At 36.0% G+C, this 19,132-nt stretch carries 12 protein-coding genes; 6 read left to right on the top strand and 6 right to left on the bottom strand.

All coding sequences use genetic code 11. From position 1 onward, the window contains the following. Positions 1-57: 57 nt before the first annotated feature. From AC0KSB_RS03555 to AC0KSB_RS03530, 6 genes are all read right to left on the bottom strand, one after another. Positions 58-2,109 carry a carbohydrate-binding domain-containing protein gene (locus tag AC0KSB_RS03555; protein WP_472306796.1) on the bottom strand — a complete coding sequence of 684 codons (2,052 nt, stop codon included), beginning with the start codon at positions 2,107-2,109 and terminating at the stop codon, positions 58-60. A gap of 59 nt (positions 2,110-2,168) precedes the next feature. Further along, a complete protein-coding gene (locus AC0KSB_RS03550; RefSeq protein WP_472306794.1) occupies positions 2,169-2,864 on the bottom strand; it encodes a DUF4956 domain-containing protein in 696 nt (231 codons plus the stop codon). A 13-nt stretch (positions 2,865-2,877) separates the two neighbouring features. After that, positions 2,878-3,705 carry a VTC domain-containing protein gene (locus AC0KSB_RS03545; protein ID WP_472306792.1) on the bottom strand — a complete coding sequence of 276 codons (828 nt, stop codon included), beginning with the start codon at positions 3,703-3,705 and terminating at the stop codon, positions 2,878-2,880. A gap of 87 nt (positions 3,706-3,792) precedes the next feature. Then, positions 3,793-5,355 carry a sensor histidine kinase gene (locus AC0KSB_RS03540; protein ID WP_472306790.1) on the bottom strand — a complete coding sequence of 521 codons (1,563 nt, stop codon included), beginning with the start codon at positions 5,353-5,355 and terminating at the stop codon, positions 3,793-3,795. 5 nt (positions 5,356-5,360) lie between these two features. Further along, positions 5,361-6,044 (bottom strand): response regulator transcription factor, encoded by a 684-nt coding sequence (locus AC0KSB_RS03535; RefSeq protein WP_472306788.1) that lies wholly within the window; start codon positions 6,042-6,044, stop codon positions 5,361-5,363. A gap of 152 nt (positions 6,045-6,196) precedes the next feature. After that, positions 6,197-7,240, bottom strand: a complete 1,044-nt coding sequence (locus tag AC0KSB_RS03530; protein ID WP_472306786.1) for a LacI family DNA-binding transcriptional regulator — start codon at positions 7,238-7,240, stop codon at positions 6,197-6,199. Positions 7,241-7,529: 289 nt separating this feature from the next. Between AC0KSB_RS03530 and AC0KSB_RS03525 the strand changes: the two genes are divergently transcribed. The 6 genes from AC0KSB_RS03525 to AC0KSB_RS03500 all read left to right on the top strand — a co-directional run bounded on the left by AC0KSB_RS03525 (position 7,530) and on the right by AC0KSB_RS03500 (position 19,132). Next, on the top strand, positions 7,530-8,873 hold the full coding sequence (locus tag AC0KSB_RS03525; RefSeq protein ID WP_472306784.1) for an ABC transporter substrate-binding protein: 1,344 nt from the start codon (positions 7,530-7,532) through the stop codon (positions 8,871-8,873). An 85-nt stretch (positions 8,874-8,958) separates the two neighbouring features. Then, positions 8,959-9,906 (top strand): carbohydrate ABC transporter permease, encoded by a 948-nt coding sequence (locus tag AC0KSB_RS03520; protein ID WP_472306782.1) that lies wholly within the window; start codon positions 8,959-8,961, stop codon positions 9,904-9,906. Continuing rightward, positions 9,903-10,718: a carbohydrate ABC transporter permease gene (locus AC0KSB_RS03515; protein ID WP_472306780.1), complete on the top strand. Its 816-nt coding sequence runs from the start codon at positions 9,903-9,905 to the stop codon at positions 10,716-10,718. The genes AC0KSB_RS03520 and AC0KSB_RS03515 overlap by 4 nt, the downstream gene beginning before the upstream one ends. A 12-nt stretch (positions 10,719-10,730) precedes the next feature. Next, positions 10,731-13,775 (top strand): beta-galactosidase, LacZ type, encoded by a 3,045-nt coding sequence (gene lacZ / locus AC0KSB_RS03510; RefSeq protein WP_472306778.1) that lies wholly within the window; start codon positions 10,731-10,733, stop codon positions 13,773-13,775. A gap of 196 nt (positions 13,776-13,971) precedes the next feature. Next, positions 13,972-17,856 (top strand): alpha/beta hydrolase-fold protein, encoded by a 3,885-nt coding sequence (locus AC0KSB_RS03505; protein WP_472306776.1) that lies wholly within the window; start codon positions 13,972-13,974, stop codon positions 17,854-17,856. Between the two features lie 145 nt (positions 17,857-18,001). Next, entirely contained in the window at positions 18,002-19,132 is a 1,131-nt protein-coding gene (locus tag AC0KSB_RS03500; protein ID WP_472306774.1) for a glycerol dehydrogenase, read from the top strand.

Genomic DNA, 19,132 nt, shown 5'->3' with positions numbered 1-19,132 from the left:
CGTAAAGTGCTAAGATAACACTGTTATCTTAGCACTGTTAAAAAGGCTTGTCAATTCTCAAATATTTATTTCTCCTAATTTAACACCTTCAGAATATATTTCGTATGTATCGCCGGAAATTAATTCTGGTGAAGTGTAAATAACGGAGCTGAACTGTCGCGGTGAGCTAAAAGATATCATTTCTTTGCCATTACTATCATATATTATTAACTCTGTTTCTGCAGCGATATTGGTTGTAAATGACAATACTTGCTGACTGCTGCTGCTTACTGATTGAGCCATACCTGAACTACCAACAGCTAATAAGGTTCCTCCTGTCAAAGTGAAATTGCCATCGTAGTCAAGTGCTCCTTCATTGTTTGAAGATGGTCCGTAAACTATTACTGTTCCACCTGTCATATAGGCAGATCCATTAACGTCAATACCGTCTCCCTGAGCGTCTACTACTATTGTTCCACCATTGATTTCAAGTCTTTGGTCATCTGAGACATTCGTATTCATCTGCCCTGGTCTTCCGCCGAATGTCGAGCTATCCTGACTGCCGGCTACATTTATGCCATCGTCGCTGGCGGTAATATTTATGTCTCCACCATTAATTATGATTTCTTTGCTTTCAATTCCTTCGTATGATTCTCTAATGAGAATTGTTCCGCTATTGATGATTATTTTCAAATCTGCATGTATACCGTCGTCTCCTGTAGAAAGATCTAAATTGCTGTTTTCTATCGTGATGATGCCGTCAGAATGAATAGAATCATCAGCTGAATCTACCGTGATAATTCCATTCGTGATTTTAACGGCAATGTTCGATTTTAAGCCTTTAGTGCTTAAGGTAGAATCATCACTACTACTTGGGAGGTTTGTATTGTCTAAATTTGCCCCGTTTTCCTGAACATCTCTCGAAATATCTTCAGGCATAAACTCTCCGGTTTGATCATTGTTTCGCGGATTCATATTTTCCGGGAAATTTCCTGCTTGATCTTCAGGACTAGCACCTTGCATTCTGCCGGGATTTTGACCTCTATCACCAAATTCTCCACTTTGTGGATTTGTTTGTCTTTCAGATAAAGCCTGGCTGCTGCCATCGGCTGTATATATTTCTATTTCGCTGTTTTCAATGACAAGCTGTCCAAGTGCCTGAATACCGTCTTGTTCTGAAATGATGTTGATAGAGCAAGAAGTAATAATAATATGTCCCAAGGTTTCGTCCGTTGAGTTATTGCTGCGTATGCCATCGCCACCACTTTCAATGCTGATATTCGTATTATCCAATGCTAGTAAATCTTTGCCGCGAATACCATCATCTGCCGAGTCTATTACTATATTGACATTACTGATTAAAAGATTGTCACGACCACTTATTCCTTTGGCCCATTCGGTTGTAATTTCTATTATTCCTGTTCCTGTAATAGATAAATCATCCTTGCTGAATATTGCGGCGTCGATATTAGTGTCATCTTCTCCCGATGTGTCAGATTCGCTTTCGCTTGATGTGTAATTTTCACTTTCGGTATAAGCACGCAAATCATTAATTTTATTAGTGCTGCCACTGTTTGCTATTATTACAGTTTTTCCTGCGTTTTTTATGTAGACAGGAGCCGATTGAGAGTTGCTTATTTCAGCATTATTTAATACGAGAAAAATCAAACTATTATCATCGGCATCTACTAGTATTTGTCCATTTTCAATACTCCCGCTTATGACATAGGTGCCGCTTTCCGAAATCGTAACTGTTGCTCCGTTAGATGCAGCTCCTGAACCATTAACAGTAATACTATTTTTATTCAGTATTATTGTGGTTGAAGAATTTTCATCCCAGCTGTTATTATTATCTTCTGTCAGCCATTGTACTTCCGGAATAAATTCTGCCCATGATAGGATTTGTTCGCTACTTAATTCCGTAGCTTCTGATGAAGTTATAGTGGTTAGTTCTTGGCTATTGTTAGAATCTGAATCTAATTGACCAGAAATATTCTCTGCAGTATTTTCTTCTGTACCTGCACTAGTGTCCCTCATAGCCATAAAAACAAGTAACCCGCTGATTGTCATACAAACTATAACGAAACCGATTAATCCTAAAAATATCCCTTTGTTTTTTTTGTTAAACATATTATAGACTCTCCTTTGGCATCGACTTTTTATAGCCGGTCTATTTTATCCTCCGCTACTCAGCTAGCGAGAATTTCAGCGGTACTGTCTACATTCAGAGATATGCTGAGATTGCTGTTATGACAGCGAAGCTGATCTATCATACTTCTTGGATCTGCATTTTGTGCCAGTGTTATACGATATGTTATTTCATATAAACTTCCTAATTCTACAGTTTTAATTTTTATTAGCTCTGCATTGTCTGTATACTGACTGATTATTGGTTCGAGAGAGTCGGCATAACTAACATCCTCGGGTACCATTATTTTTATAAGATGTCTGGGAGAACCGGATCCTTGCCCAAAGTGGGTAGCACTTAAAATCAACATGACAATACTTACTATTACTGCAAATAATACTGCGTAGGCAATATAGCCCATGCCGCAAGCAAGACCTACTGCAAGTGCGAACAAGACCTGGGCAATATCCCTTGGATCACCAGGTGCACTTCTGAATCTGATTATGGAAAATGCGCCGGCAAGACTGAATGCTCTTGCGACATTACTTCCGATTAGAAGAATTATAATTGCCAAAATTGCCGGAAGTACTGCTAATGTGAGTGCAAAGCCTTGATTGTTACTTCGACCTCGATTAGTTTTCTGATATATATATGCCAGAAAAAGCCCGATTGCAAAAGCCGATAGAAGAGACAGAATAAGTTGTGTAGGGGTTACCGCATCGGTTGTTTGTGTAGAGGCAAATATTGAATCAAACATTTTTTATAACTCCTTAATATATGGTATTTTTAATTTGATATTTTGAATTGGAATAGCCTGATATATCGGAAGTGCTGCTTGAACCAGTCTCCGAAAATCTTACTGAAGCAGGAACAGATATATAGGGATTATTATTGGCTTCCTGGAGAAAAGATTTGCCATACTTTGAGAATCTTATGGGATATATTTTATTTGCAGATAAAAAATCTGAAAGCCATAAAGGAATGGTATCAGGTGTTTTTATTTCCATTAGCCATTGATTTTCGCCAATAAGACTATATCCATAATCTCCAGATCTAAGATCAAGATTTTTATTTCTCCAACGTATATTACAATCCAGCGAAATACGCAATCCGGATTTGTCGGCAGCAGCGAATGCTAATCGGTCATATGAAATATACCATGCAGGTACAAGCAGATAGCGCTGTAACAGAAATTGTATTTCTTCAAGTACAAGTTGATTGCATCTGTAGTCAAGAGGTATTTCTCTTCCTTCAGAGGCAAGCATCTTATAGGCATCACCAAGTTTTATTTTGGTTCTTCTTTTATTAACTTTTCCTTTGAATTTTTTCTTTATTTCGAGATAAACGTACTCCTGATTATCAGGAATACCATAAGATCTTAATCTTAATTTTTCCTTATAAAGAGGCTTGGATAAACTTTTCCTGATTAAAGTGAAATCTTTATCATCAAAATAGATATTATTTATAGAATAAGTTTGCCCTTCAGGATTACATGCATCTGCAATCATTTTTTGAGATAAAAATTCGCAAATTCTCATTTTAAATTCTGCATCAACAAGATATTTTTGTTCATATCTGTTAAAAACATCACATGCCACAGTAAATCATTCCTTTCATCTTTTCTGATTTAAGAATAATACTGTGATGTGTAACTCTTATGATGTTATGTGAAAACTATCTGAAATTTAAGGTTTTTTTATTAGAGGCATTTCAAACCAGAAAATACTTCCACCTTCCGGTGGTCTGTCAATGCCATAAGACGAATTATGATGTTCAAGAATTTGCCGAACTATTGATAAACCCAGACCAGAACCGCTGACCTCACGAACATTGCTGTTTTCACTACGGTAATAGCGTTCCCAGATATGATTTATTTGATCTTTTGATATGCCTTTGCCGGTATCTCTTATTTCTACCCTTACAGTATTATTTATGTGATTTTTGCAGGCTTTTACCGAAACAGAAAGGTCAGAGCCGGTATAGTTCAGCGCGTTGCTCATAAGATTTGATATGACCTGCTCCATACGCCTTCTGTCAGCATTTACAAAAAGCTTAGGCTCAATGTTTGTCTCTATTTTATAACCTTTATGAGCACAAAGTTGCCGGTAACTTTCTGATAAAGAAGTTAATATGTCACTTAAACAGAAAATCTCACAGTCCAATTTTTGTTTTCCTGACTGCAATTTGGATAAATCAAGCAGATCGTTAACCAGTTCGGTTAATCTGGAAGTCTCCTCAATAATTATTTGAATGTTATTTGCATTATTTTCTCCTGGCAGATCACGCATTACCTCAGCATAACCTCTTATCATAGTTAATGGCGTACGAAGATCGTGAGACACATTGGCAATAAGATCTTTTCGTAAATTTTCAACTTGTTCAAGATCACGTGTCATTTGATTTAATGTTCGGGATAGCTGAGTAATTTCTTTATATCCCTCTGCTTCAAAGGTCACATTATAATTTCCTGCTGCCAATTCCCGGGATCTGATATTTATCTTTTCAATTGGTCTGGCAATACGCTTAGATTGCAAAAGTGCCAGTATCAGAGAAAGCATAATCATAGCTGCAGAAACAATTATCAGCTGTAATCTTAATGTGCTTATTGTGCTGCTTACAGGAGAGAGCCTGGCTTTTGCAAGAATCATTACGGTATTGCCGGCTTCGTTTTGTACAAGCAAAGCATAAGAAATTTGATCGGTAGGTGTTTTTTCTCTAAAAGGCAGCTGTCCCTGAAACTGTTCAGGCACAAAAATATTTGCCGTATTTTCCGAGGAATCATTATCGACTGTTAAATTGCGGTCTGCATCATTTTGCGTGAACTGTTCCAGATAAGAACCACCTTCAGATTCGGCTTTGTTGAAAAAAAAGAAAAACTCCTCGAAAAATAAAGGTTGAATCTGGCTCGTGCGTGTTGATGTCTGCATTATTAGCTGTTTGCCATTTTCACCTACTATGCTGATATGTGTATCATTGTCCTCGCTCAATCTGTCCACCAGTGTTTGTAAATTTGGATGATCTATATTCTCTGCGATAGCTTCGGCAGTTTTTTTGATTGAAGATGCTTTAACTGCCTGATAAAAAGTTTCAAGAAAAACTGTTTGGAAAAACCAGAGCAGCATAAGAAGTATCAGTGAAAATAAAATAAAGGAGTAAAAAAGCTTCCATTTTATACTGGTATTTTTACTTTTAAATTTTGAAAAAAAACCTTTCAATCTGGGAAGATTTTTATTGGCTTTACTAAGCATAATGACTACACTCCACTATCAAAACGATATCCCAGACCGCGCAATGTAGAAATGAAATCACGATATGGACCAAGGCTATTGCGAATCATTTTTATGTGGGTATCTAAAGTACGATCATCGCCATCAAAATCATAGCCCCATACTTCGGATATTAATTTATCTCTGCTAAGTGCTATATTGCGGTTTTTCACCAAAAATAGTAAAAGATCACAGGCCTTGGGTGTTAAATCAACAGGTTGATTATCAACTATGACACGATGAGCAGTGAAATCTATAACAAGTCCAGAATGCTGCCAGACATCTCTTGTCTCAGCAACTTTTTTCTGATTAGTGTTACGGGAAATAAGAACATTCAGGCGTAACATTAATTCGCGTGGAGAGAAAGGCTTAACTACGTAATCTTCTATTCCCAGTTCGAATCCATGTATTTTGTCGTATTCTTCTCCTCTTGCAGAGAGCATCAGGACTGGAAAGTTCTTGTGTTTCAGTATTTCGCAGGCTGCAGAAAAGCCATCAAGCTCTGGCATCATAATGTCCATTACAATGGCATCATAATCATTTTCCCGGCAAAGATTTACTGCTTCAATGCCATTCGAGGCTTCCGTAACCCTATATTCATAAAATTCTGCATATTTGCGAATTAGTTTTCTGATATTAATTTCATCGTCCACTACTAAAATATGTGCCATATAAACCTCATTTAAACATGCTCTGCATGTTGAGAATTTAGTTTCTTGATTAAATTCATTGCTTTATCTTGATAAAACTATTATGCAACAAATTCTTCTAAAATGAGTATATCGCTTCTGTGTGAACGCTGTGTGAAGTGTATGGTATATTATTAATGCGATTCTTCCATTACTTTCCCTGTACTGCTTCTGATTTTGAGACTTGTGGGTATATATATCTTATAGGGAATGTTTTTCTCTCCTTCATAGTTCATTTTTAAGGTTTCTATTGCACATTTTGCGATCTTATTTATAGGAATACTTATGCTGGTCAGGGGAGGAGACAGATGCTTGATTGCAGCAATATTATTGAAACCAACCAGACTCATTTGTGAAGGTATCTTTATACCGATATTGCTTAAAACACCCATTACACCTATTGCCATTGTGTCATTAGCTATAAATAAAGCTGTTGGCAATTCTTCCAATGTATTCAACATTTGATGAGCCATACGATTGCCTTCGCTGAATGTTATTCTTGTTCCTTCAAAAATAAGACTTTCATCAAAAATTCCATGTGATTTCATAAAATTACTGTAGGCGATTTTACGATCATCGATTGATTTGTCTTTGCGATCGCCTACCACATTGCCGCCGACAAAGCCAATACGCCTGTGTCCTAAATCATATAAATGCTGTAATGCCTGTAATGTTCCCAATTTTATATTGACTAGTACTGAATCATATAGTTCATCGTCAGGTGAGGAATCCAGAAAAACAATATTGTTAGAAAACTGCTTTAATATTTCGACATCTTTTAAACTAAATCTGCCAATAGCGATTAATCCGTCGGCTTCGAAGTCTACGGTAGCTTTATAAACCCCGTCTACATTTATCAATCGGAAAGAGTTGATATTGTTTTCTGAGCAGGCCTTTTCAACTGCCGTGAGCAGATATAAATAGTAAGGATCCTCGGCAAGATTAGATTCTGTGTACCAATCTGCTATTGCAAAGTTCAATCTTTTTTTTACAGAGGAAAGATCGAGGTTGTTATCCTTTCTCATTTTCATAGGAACATATTCTAGTTCATCTGCTATTTCAAAAATTCTAAGTCTTGTCTCAGTATTAACATTAATGCTGGGATCATGATTAAGCACTCGTGAAACAGTGGTAGGACTTACTTTTGCCGCTTTGGCAATATCTCGTATTGTTGCCATAATTTAACCTCTTAATTAAAAATATTTCTGCAAAATCTTTAGTTTGTAATACAGTATACCAGACATTTAATTGTAAATATGTATAGCAAAACAAAGAAGTCACAAATAGTTAAGTAAAGTATTTAATTATTAAGGGTAAAGTTTACTATAAAACCAGATGGTAAACAACAGTAAACAAAAAAGTGTTTTTTAGTAAAATGATTATTGACAACAATCTTAAACAATGGTAATTTTTACTTAATAAAGTTGGGTGGTTTGCACAATACCATCACTAAACGGAGGTTGAATTATGAAAAAATTTATTGTCCTGTTATTGACTATGGCACTAGTTTTAAGTCTATTTGCCTGTGGTGGAGAAAGTTCTCCAGAAACAACTACCACAAAATCTGCTGAAGCAGGCGGTACAGATGAAACATCAGAAGGAGGCACAGATAATCAAGATCCTATTACTTTAACTGTATGGGCTTGGGATCCATCATTTAATATCAGTATAATGAATCGAGCTGCTGATATTTATAAAGCTGACAACGATAATGTATCTTTTGAAGTAATGGAGCTGGCAAAAGCTGATGTTGAACAAAAATTACATACTACATTGGCTTCGAAAACAACAGAAGGATTACCGGATATTGTTTTGATTGAAGATTATAATGCACAGAAATATCTGACATCTTATCCAGGATCCTTTGCGGATGTAACTGATGATTTTGATTTTTCTGAATTTGCTGCTTACAAAAATGAAATCCTTAAACTAGATGGCAGAATGTACGGTATACCTTTTGATTCTGGTGTAGCAGGCATGTTCTATCGCACAGATATTCTAGAGGAAGCTGGTTTTTCAGGCGACGATCTCCAGAATATTACATGGGATAGATTTATAGAAATAGGTACTGAAGTTAAAGAGAAAACCGGTGTTTCTATGCTTGGATTTGAAAGAAGTGACGGTGGACTTATGCGTATAATGATGCAGTCTGCTGGCGAATGGTATTTTGATGGAGCAGGAAATTCCATAATAACTTCAAGTGATGTAATCAAAGAAGCAATAGAGACATATAAAAAGATAGTTGAAGCAGATATTGCTAAACCTACCAGTGGTTGGGACGAATGGGTCGGTTCAATCAATTCAGGCGAAGCTGCAAGTATTACAACAGGTGTATGGATTGTAGGTTCTGTTAAATCCGGTGCTGATCAGAGTGGTTTGTGGAACATAGCACCAGTACCTCGCTTAAACAACAGTGCTTCTAAAAATGCTTCCAATTTAGGCGGTTCAAGCTGGTATGTATTAAATGACAGCCCTAACAAAGATGTAGCTATAGATTTCATGAAATCAGTTTATGGTTCCAATACAGAGTTCTATCAAGAAATTTTGATAGAAAATGGTGCTATGGGCTCTTATCTTCCAGCCTTTGAGGGTGATGCTTATGCTCAGGCAGATCCGTTCTTTGGAGATACTGCAATATATCTGGATCTTAGTTCATGGGCAGCAGAAATACCTAAAGTAAATTATGGTTCCTATACCTACGAAGCTGATTCTGCTGTAATGGCTCAGATGGATGCTTATATTACCGGAAGTCTCTCTCTGGAAGATATGCTTGCTGCAGCTGATGCACAACTAGCTAATCAATTACAATAATTCTGTTTTTTCACCCAACTATATGAACGAGGGGCTGTAAGACAGCCCCTTTCAAAAAATTCCACGATAAAAGGAGCTTGTCCTGATGGAAAAAAAATTAAAGAGAGCCGGATGGATATTTATAATACCTATCATTTTATTCTTACTGGCACTTCTTGTTTATCCCATGCTTTATTCACTATATTTATCACTAACATCTACTAAAGGTATCGTTACAGAATTTGTTGGATTGAAAAATTTTCAAAGAATGATTAGTGATCCGATGTTTTTTCTGGCTCTGAAAAATACTTTTCGACTTTTCCTGATACAGGTTCCCATAATGTTGACGATAGCTTTGATACTGGCAACTATATTAAATGACAAGAAGTTGAAATTTAAAGGCTTTTTTCGCACTGCCATATTCCTTCCGGCAGTAACTTCTCTTATTTCCTATACCGTACTATTCAAAATGCTTTTTTCCTATGACGGTTTGATAAATAAATTTTTGCTTGAGATCGGCATTATTTCAAATCCTCTTGAATGGCTTACAAAACCAAATCTGGCAGTTATTGTACTTATAATAGCAATGATTTGGCGTTGGACAGGTTATAACATGGTTTTTTATCTATCTGCCATGCAGAATATTTCCAACGATGTTTATGAGGCTGCCGAAGTAGATGGCGCAGGCAAAATCCAGACTTTTTTTAAGATAACTTTACCAAGTTTAAAGCCAATGATTTTGTTTACTGCTATCATGTCTACAATAGGAACGGTACAGCTATTTGATGAACCTATGAACCTTTCGCACAGTGGTGTTACTTCTGCAACCGTAGGCCCTGCCAATGTATTTCTAACTTTGAGTGTGTATATATATAATGTAAGTTTCAAATACACTCCTAACTTTGGCTATGCTGCTTCTCTTTCTTATGCAGTAATGATCATTATTGCAGTCCTAACAATTATACAGTTTAAATTAAGTGAAGATAGAGACATTAGAATGGCCAAAAGATTTGAAAAGGAATTGAAAAAGAAAAAAAGGAGTGAAAGAATATGAAGAAAATACGTATTGGAAGAGTTTTTCTATATTTGTTTTTAATAATTGTATCATTTCTTTCTATTTTTCCATTCTTATGGATGATTATCGGGACAACTAACAGTGCTGTAGATATTATTGCCGGTAAAATGACCTTTGGTCCATATTTCAGAGAGAATATGGTGAAACTTTTTACAGATTATGATATGCCTAGGATTCTTTACAACTCATTCAAAGTAACAGTGTCCAGTGTAGTATTGATTCTTCTTTTTGCTGGAATGGCCGGCTTTGGTTTTCAGTTTTACTCTACTAGAATAAAGGAAAAAGTTTATGGATTTATGCTGGCTACAATGATGATTCCTTTTGCGGCGTTAATGATACCTTTATTTCAGATAATTGTAAGGTTTAAATTAATTAATAGCCATCTTGCAATAATTATTGTTTCGGTAAGCTCTGCTTTTATGGTCTTCTTTTTTCGGCAAAGCTTTGCTGCTTTCCCTGTTGAAATTCTTCAGGCGGCTAGAATAGATGGCGCATCAGAAATGGCGATATATTTTACTGTTTTTATGCCTAGCATGAAATCGACTTATTATGCCGCAGCTATATATTCTTTTCTGACAAGCTGGAACTTATATCTTTGGCCTTTAATAGTTTTGCAGACGAATGACAAGAGAACAACAACACTTTTAATATCAGCTATGTCTTCATCTTATACACCTGAATATGGTGTCATAATGTGTGCTATTGTTCTGGCAACTTTGCCGGTAGCTACAATATTTTTTGCATTCCAGAAGCAGTTTGTGCAAGGCATGCTTGGCTCTGTAAAACAATAAGGACTGGTAAAAATGAAAAAGATGGAAAAATTAACTAAAAAAGATTATTTGAAATTTATTAATGACCCTACTGTTTTTGAAATTAATAGAGTTTCTGCTCATTCAGATTTTAATATCGATAAGGGAGCATTTTGCAAATTACTAAATGGCACATGGGATTTGTGCTGTTATTCTGATCCGGAATCTGCTATAGCTGACGTGATTGAGCAATCCGAGAAAAGAGTGTATGAGAAAATTATAGTTCCTGCTCATATTCAAATGCAGGGTTACGGGGATTTGCAGTATGTAAATACAATGTATCCTTGGGATGGACTGGAAAATATAGAACCACCACAAATTCCCCAAAAAAATATAACTGCTCTATATGTTAGAAAATTTGATTATGAAAAAAAATATGATCAGGCTGTAACAAGAATACGCTTCGACGGTGTAGAGAGTTGTTTGCTATTATGGATAAATGGTAATTTTGTAGGATATAGTGAAGATAGTTTTACGCCCGCAGAATTTGATATAAGTGACTTTATATTTGAAGGTACCAATGTGCTTGAAGTTGTGGTTCCAAGATTTTGTAGTGGCAGCTGGTTGGAAGATCAGGATTTCTGGCGTTTTTCTGGGATTTTCAGAGATGTAAGTATTATTTCAATGCCTCACAGAAACATTTCTGATGTAAGTATCAGTTATAATTTTTCAGATAAATACCAGCGAGTAGATTTGGCTGCAGAAGTGTTAATCAACAAATATAAAGAAGACACATATTTGCAAATCAAACTGATCGATCAAGATAATAATGAAATAATTAAGGCAGATAAAAGAATAATCTCTGAACGTATTAGTTTTAAATCCAGTATCCTCAATCCTATTTTGTGGAGTGCGGAAAAACCATATTTATATCGATTGGAAGTAGCGTTAATTGGCAGTGATCGGGAAATAAGTCAACAAGTCAGTATGAGTATAGGGTTTAGAGAAATTATAATTAAAGATAAAATACTATTTCTAAACGGGAAAAGACTAGTTTTCAGAGGCGTAAACCGACATGAATTTAATCACCAATCTGGCAGAGTTATCAGTCCCAAAGATATTGAAACAGATATTATCTTGATGAAGCAAAATAATATTAATGCAGTAAGAACTTCGCACTACCCAAATACAAGTGCATTTTATGATTTTTGTGATAAGTACGGACTCTATGTTATAGATGAAACCAATCTGGAAACACATGGCACATGGATGGTGATGAGCGAAGTTATAAAAAGAGATATAAATTTGCCAGGAGATAAGCAGGAATGGAAGGCTGCGGTAATGGACAGAGCATCTTCTATGTACGAAAGGGATAAGAATCATACATGTGTAATTGCTTGGTCATGTGGTAATGAAAGTTATGGTGGAAGTATATTATCTGAAGTAGCAGCTTTTTTTAGAACCAATGATCCCTCAAGGCCGGTTCATTACGAGGGAATAGTCCATGATAACAGATATCCAGATACAAGTGATTTTGAAAGTAGAATGTATGCAAGTGCTGAAGAAATAAAAACATATTTGCAAAACAATCCAACAAAACCATATATATCCTGCGAGTTTGCCCATGCAATGGGTAATTCATTTGGCGGGGTGCAATTATATACGGAGCTTGAAGATGAATATGATCAGTACCAAGGCGGCTTTGTATGGGATTGGATTGATCAGTGTATAGAATATAATCAGAGTATAAATGATGATATTGGTGTAGAAATTGCAGCTCTGAAAAATGAAAAAAAATATCAGGATAGTAGATATCTTTATACAGGGGCAGCCTTTGCAAAACCAAGTGATGGATATTTTTGTGCAAATGGACTTATATTTGCTGACCGTAAACCATCACCTAAACTTGCTGAAGCAAAATTTTTATTTTCACCAGTGAAAATAAAATGCGAAAGCGAAAAAATAACTATTGTAAATAAAAATCTTTTTACAGATACATCGATTTATGAATTTAAAGTGAAAATTCTTAAAAACGGGAAAACTATAAAAAGCGAAAAATTTTCTTTGGTTATCAGTCCTTTGTCTCAAGCTATATATCCTATAAAAGTAGATTTTGACGGTACGGCAGAAATCATTGTTGAATGTTCCGCACATTTGAAAGAAGATTGGATATGGGCAAGAAAAGGACATGAAATTTGCTTTGATCAACTTGTGTTAACTCCTAATGAAAGCTGTTTTTTAGATGTTTCTTCAGAATCAGCTCAAATAATTAATGGAGACTGTCACTTTGGTATTCAAATGAAGGAAAGCCATAGCCTTGTTTCAAAAATCACAGGAAAAATATCTTCATGGAATACTTCATGGGGAGACATTATAGATCATGAAATAAAACCGGAATTTTGGAGAGCACCAACAGACAATGATATTGGGGCAGGGATGCACTTGATCTGGGCCAAGTGGAAAACCGCTTCTTTATATCAGCATTGTGAAAAGAGCTTTTTTGACGACCATTATAATAAAATAAATTCGCTAGTTAAGCTGGCAGGTGTAGAAAAAACTGCAATAATAAATTACAGTTTCTATCAAAAAGATATGGTAAAAATATCTCTTGAATTAAATGTGGATGATGATGTTCCTTGCTTTGGTTTTTCCTTTTCCATGCCGCCACAATACAAATTTATAAGATGGTATGGAAATACTGCTAATGAAGCGTATATAGACCGTCAAAATTGCTGCCGTATAGGATTGGCTCATCAAAAAGTTGAAGAACAGTATATTCCTTATGCCAGACCACAGGAATGCGGAAACAAGAATAAACTCAGATGGCTGGATATCATAAATGATGAGGGTAAAGGTATACGAATTTTCGCAAAAGAATTTTTTGAGGCATCTGTTTTACCTTTTTCTTCACATGAACTTGAAAATGCCGGTCATTATGATGAACTACCAAAACATTCACATACATTTGTAAGAATTCTAAATAAGCAATGTGGTGTAGGCGGTGATGATTCATGGGGTGCACATGCACATCCTGATTTCAGATGCTATTTAGAAGGAAAAAATAAAGCTGAGTTTTACATAAGCCTCATTAAATATTGATAAAAAATAATGGCTGAGTTGTCTTTAACAGATACAGTGATTTCCCGCTTTAGAAAAGAAGGAGGTGATTTAGGTATCTGCAGGTTTTCTGTGTCTGATTTTAGAAGAAAAATGAAAAGTAGAACTTAAAAAAGTCAGATCATAGGGTATGAAAAGCATCATTTGACAGAATTTATCAAAAATCAGGAGGTAAGAAATGAAAAAAATAATATCACTAATGATAGCGATTGTTTTACTGGCAGCTACTTGTTTGCCTGTTCTTACAGGTGTAGCAGTTACTGCTGCCAGTTCAGCTATTGAAACACAAACATATGGAGAAGCGAATTCATATAAGGTTTATTTGCCACCTTCATACAATTCAGCCGATACATCAAAAAGATATCCGACAATTTATCTAATGCCTGAAGATGGATTTTCGGCAAATCGCTATATCAATGATGGCATAAAAAATAGAATTGATGAAATAATATCGAAGGACATATCTCTGGAATATATTGTAATAATGCCAGAATACAAAGCAACAGATGATTTTTCTTTGCTTATGTCTGATCTGGTTTCAGATGTAGACAGTAAATATAATACCATTAATTCTGCTTCTTTCAGAGGTATCCTTGGTGTTGGTACAGGTGGTTATATGGCTTTTGCAGCAGGTATGATAGAGCGCACAACCACAGGTGCTCATTTTACAGCTGTTGGTAGTCATATGGGCAATTTTACCAATAATCCCTGGGTTTCAAAGGGATCGGTATTAAGCTCTGTTAATGCAGTAAGTGCTACCAATATGAGGACAAAATATTACTATTTAGATGCACCTAATTCTGAGGCTGCTACAAGTGCTACTGGTTCAAGTTCAGATATAGGTAACGCTATGATGAACAAAATAAGTAGAAATCTTTCTAATGCAGAATACTCAATTCGTGAAGGCAAAGCAGACAGCGATTTTTATCTTTCTTCTTTAGAAAGGTCTTTTAACCGTTTTAGTAAATATTTTACAAGAAATATTATTAGCAGCCAGATAACAGTTAGTCCACAAGCTGTTACCTCAAATATAAGTACAATCAACACTGGAGTAAATTTAACATTAAATAGTGCGATTGAAAACTTTTCTGATTCTATTCCCAAAGTGAAACTGTCAGTACAAATGGTAGACCCCCAATCAGGCAATCTTTTAGATACCAAAACGATGACCATAACACCTGGCAGCATAGATGTTGCAAATAAGTTAGAAATAGGTCTTGAAAGAACTAAAATGGCATCTGGTATAAACACTAATGTGGTAGTTACAGCAGAATATCTGGGCTACAAATCTGAACTTGCGACCAGATCATTAGTTAGAGTTCAAGACACAGGAGAAGCCGACGAAGATAAGCTTGTTGATCTTATGGGAGACTGGCATTTTGATGCATACAAATTATATTCTTCTTCTGCAATTATAGATCTAGATAGAATAGAAAATATTACTAATGATGTATACAACCAATGGGAAGTTGTTCAACCTGCTTTAGGGTGGTGGACAGCAGATTTTGCTCAGTCTTTAGGCGGCAATGCAAATCGTGCAACATATGCATGGTATGTTAGAGAATTTGATCTTGATGAAGATTTTCCCAAAGATAATCTGCTTATGGCTGTAGGTAAATTTGATGAAGCTAATCAGGTTTTTGTTAACGGTAATTTTGTAGGTTCGACTGGTTTTACATATGCATCAACACCTGTAGGTGTTTATGATGGATCTAATCCATGGGATGTTGATTGTGTTTATGATCTTGATTCTGATTTTTTGAATTACGGTGGAAAAAATGTAATTGCTGTAAGAATGTGTAATTCCAGCGGCGGTGGCGGCTGGTACGAAGGCCCTGTCGGCATTTACTCAAAGGCTGCTTACAATAAAGCGATTGGAAAGCCTTCTGTTTACGCCTCTTCCGAAGATGCCACCAGACTAGCTGATCTTGTGGCGCAGCAAATAGATTTTATTGTAAATGAGGATATAAAAGGGTATAGAGAAACTCTTAGCAAAGATTTTTTCCATTCAGGATATGATGCCGATCGGAAAATTGAAGTTGTTACCGGGTGGATGGAAAACTATTCAGACATAAATATTACAGACTCAGCAGCAGGGGTGTTTGTTGATGGATCATCACTTGTTTATCAGGCGATGAGGAAAATAACCGGTAAAGATTTGCAAGGAGAAACTGTTACTATTTTCGAAGATGAAATCATAGATTATTACACTGATTTCAGTAGCTATATTCTCCAGACAGGTGATAAATCAAGATTTTTCCTTGACTCCTATATGTCTGATGCAATAAATAGTACAATGCGCGAGTTGACAATGCGTGTTTACCTGCCAGAAGGATATTTTGATCCTGAAAATTCTGGTAAACATTATCCCACAGCATATCTTTTCCACGGCATTAATAGTCAGAGTACAACTTATGAGATTGACAAAGTAGATAAGATATTTGATGAATATATTGCTAATGGCAATTTGCGAGATATGATAGTCGTTATGCCGGATGATCCCACAAGAACAAGCTGGTGGCGTGGAGACTATGCCGACATGATAACAGAGGATCTTGTTCCTACCATAGACGTCAGATACAGAACAATTCAGGATGCAAGATTTAGATTTACTGCAGGTAATTCCATGGGTGGCGCCGGATCCTTTGGAATAGGCTTTGCAAATCCTAATTTGTTTAGTGGTGCAATAAGTTTTTACGGAGCCTTGTCTTATAATAGTATTCCTACAATGTTATCAGGATTATCTAAAGAATACCTTGATCGTTATTCAATCTATATGTCTAGTGGTAATCAGGATGTTTATAGATTCTATGGCGTAGCTGGTGAGCTAAGCAGACTGTTCTTTAATAAAGATGTTAATCATTATCTTTATATTGATAATGGTGGTCATGATAGTATTTTCTATCTGCCGATTTTTGGTGAAGCTTTTAAATATGTCAATGATAGAATGTATAATCCTGAAGCACCTGGTGATATTTTAGATGGAAGTTTGAGTTCAAAAGAAAAAGACTCAACTTTAGATTTGAAATACTCTATTGAAATAAAAGAAGAAATTGCAAATTATCTTGATTATGTTCCTGAATCTACCTACACAATAAATTCAAATCCTGATCTTATTATTCCTGTTCAGTTACAGATTGAGCAAAACGAAGAAATTGTCTATCAAAATATTGATTATATAGGCTCAAAAACAGCTGTTGATATTGAAGAAACACATGTTATAAAAGATCCAGCATTTGATCTCACAAAAGCGTACAAAATAAAACTTATTGCTACAGTACTTGATGATACGAGGGTTTTAGAAGAAATAAATGTTGCTGCGGATCAAATCACACCTGATCCGACAGATCCTAAGCCGACAGATCCTAAGCCGACAGATCCTAAGCCAACAGATCCTAAGCCAACAGCACCTGCAAATCCGGGAATTGAGAATCCTGCCGAAACTGACACATCTATCCCGGATAATGGAGAACAGGTAGAAACTATTGACAGAACTTTATATCCTACAGATCCTGTTCAAATAATAGGAGCAAATGAAAAAGCGATAGAAGTAAGAAACAAAAGCAGCATTCCTTTTATTGCAAGGGCTAATAAGGAAGCTTTCGATCAGGAAGTTTATTTACAAGTTAATCAAATTGCTTCAAATTCTGACGAATGGCTGACTGCTATTGCTGCTTTGGAAAATGCTGAAATAGCATATCAGAAAATCCTATTGTTTGATATTAGTGCTTTCACAGCAGAAGGAAATGTAAAGGTACAACCTAAGGAAGGGACAAGCGTAACGATTACCATGTCTGTTCCGTCAGGGTATGATCCTAACAACACATATATTGTACATATTTTGCCTGATGGTAGTGTTGAAATCATCCCTGTGGAAATACAAGATGGTCAAATGACATTTACTGTGAGCAGTTTCTCAACTTTTGGTGTTATTCAGGCAACCCCTGAAATGCTTCCAAAAACAGGAGAACAGGCAGCAAACAATATTGTTGTGATGATCATGCTAATTATTCTTGCAGCCGGAGCTTTTACTGCAAAATATTTCATTAAGGTAAAAAGGTAATTTGCAGATAAATGTCTGACTTATCAGGACATCTAAAAAGTTTTGCATCATAAAAAATCTGAGAAGTCAGACTTTATTGAAAAAATCACAGCCTCAATTTTTGGTTAAGTTGAGGCTGTGAAACATTGATGAACGGAGAACAATTATGAGAAAAGCTTTTATAAGTCCCTCTAAGTATGTTCAGGGAGAAGATGAAATACTGAATCTAGGTTATTTTGTAAAAACATTTGGGGAAACTGCTTTGTTGATAGCACATCCGGATGATGTCCGGAGAGTAAAAAGCAAACTTGATGCAACAGCGGAAAAATTCGGCGTTAAATTTCTTGAAAGCGATTTTAGAGGTGAATGTTCCAGGCAAGAAATAACACGTTTACAAAAATTGGCGGCAGAAAAAAATTGCAGATCTACAATCGGACTTGGAGGCGGAAAAGCCATTGATACAGCCAAATGTGTTGCTGAAGGAGAAGCGTTGATAATTGTTCCTACAATTGCTGCTACCGATGCACCCACAAGCCATTCTGCAGTCATATATACAGAAGAAGGTGCTTTTGATGATTATGCATATTTTAAGCAAAGCCCAGATGTTGTGCTGGTTGATACAAGCGTTATAGCAAATGCCCCTGTAAGATTTTTAATTTCTGGAATGGGAGATGCACTATCTACCTATTTTGAAGCCAGAGCAACAAAAAATTCTTATTCTAATGTTAATGCGGGATTACCTTGTGGTTTCAGAGAAGGATACACAGACTCAGCCAAAGGAACTAATACTGCATTCGCTTTAGCTGAACTTTGTTATCAAACATTATTGAAAGATGGTTTGAAAGCAAAAAAAGCTTGTGAATTAAATCGGGTCACAACAGCTTTAGAAAACATTATAGAAGCTAACATTTTATTGTCTGGTCTTGGCTTTGAAAGTGGTGGACTTGCCGGAGCACATGCCATTCATGACGGCTTGACTATTCTGGAGGGTACACACAAATATTTCCATGGCGAAAAAGTTGCATTTGGTACATTAGTGCAGCTTGTACTTGAAAATGCCCCTGTAACTGAAATCAATGAACTTCTTGATTTTTGCTGTGACATAGGACTTCCCGTTTGTCTTGCAGATATTGGAATTGATACTATTTCAGATGATGAACTGAAAGCAGTTGCAGCAAAAGCCTGCATCCCTGAAGAGTCAATATATTCAATGCCATTTCCTGTAAGTTTAAATGATGTTGCAGCTGCGATTCTAGTGGCAGATAAATTAGGCTCTGAATATAAACAGCAGAGGTAA

Source organism: Ercella succinigenes, assembly GCF_900002895.1.
Note: the sequence above shows the minus strand (reverse complement) of the source record. Positions and strands in the feature narration are given on the sequence as shown.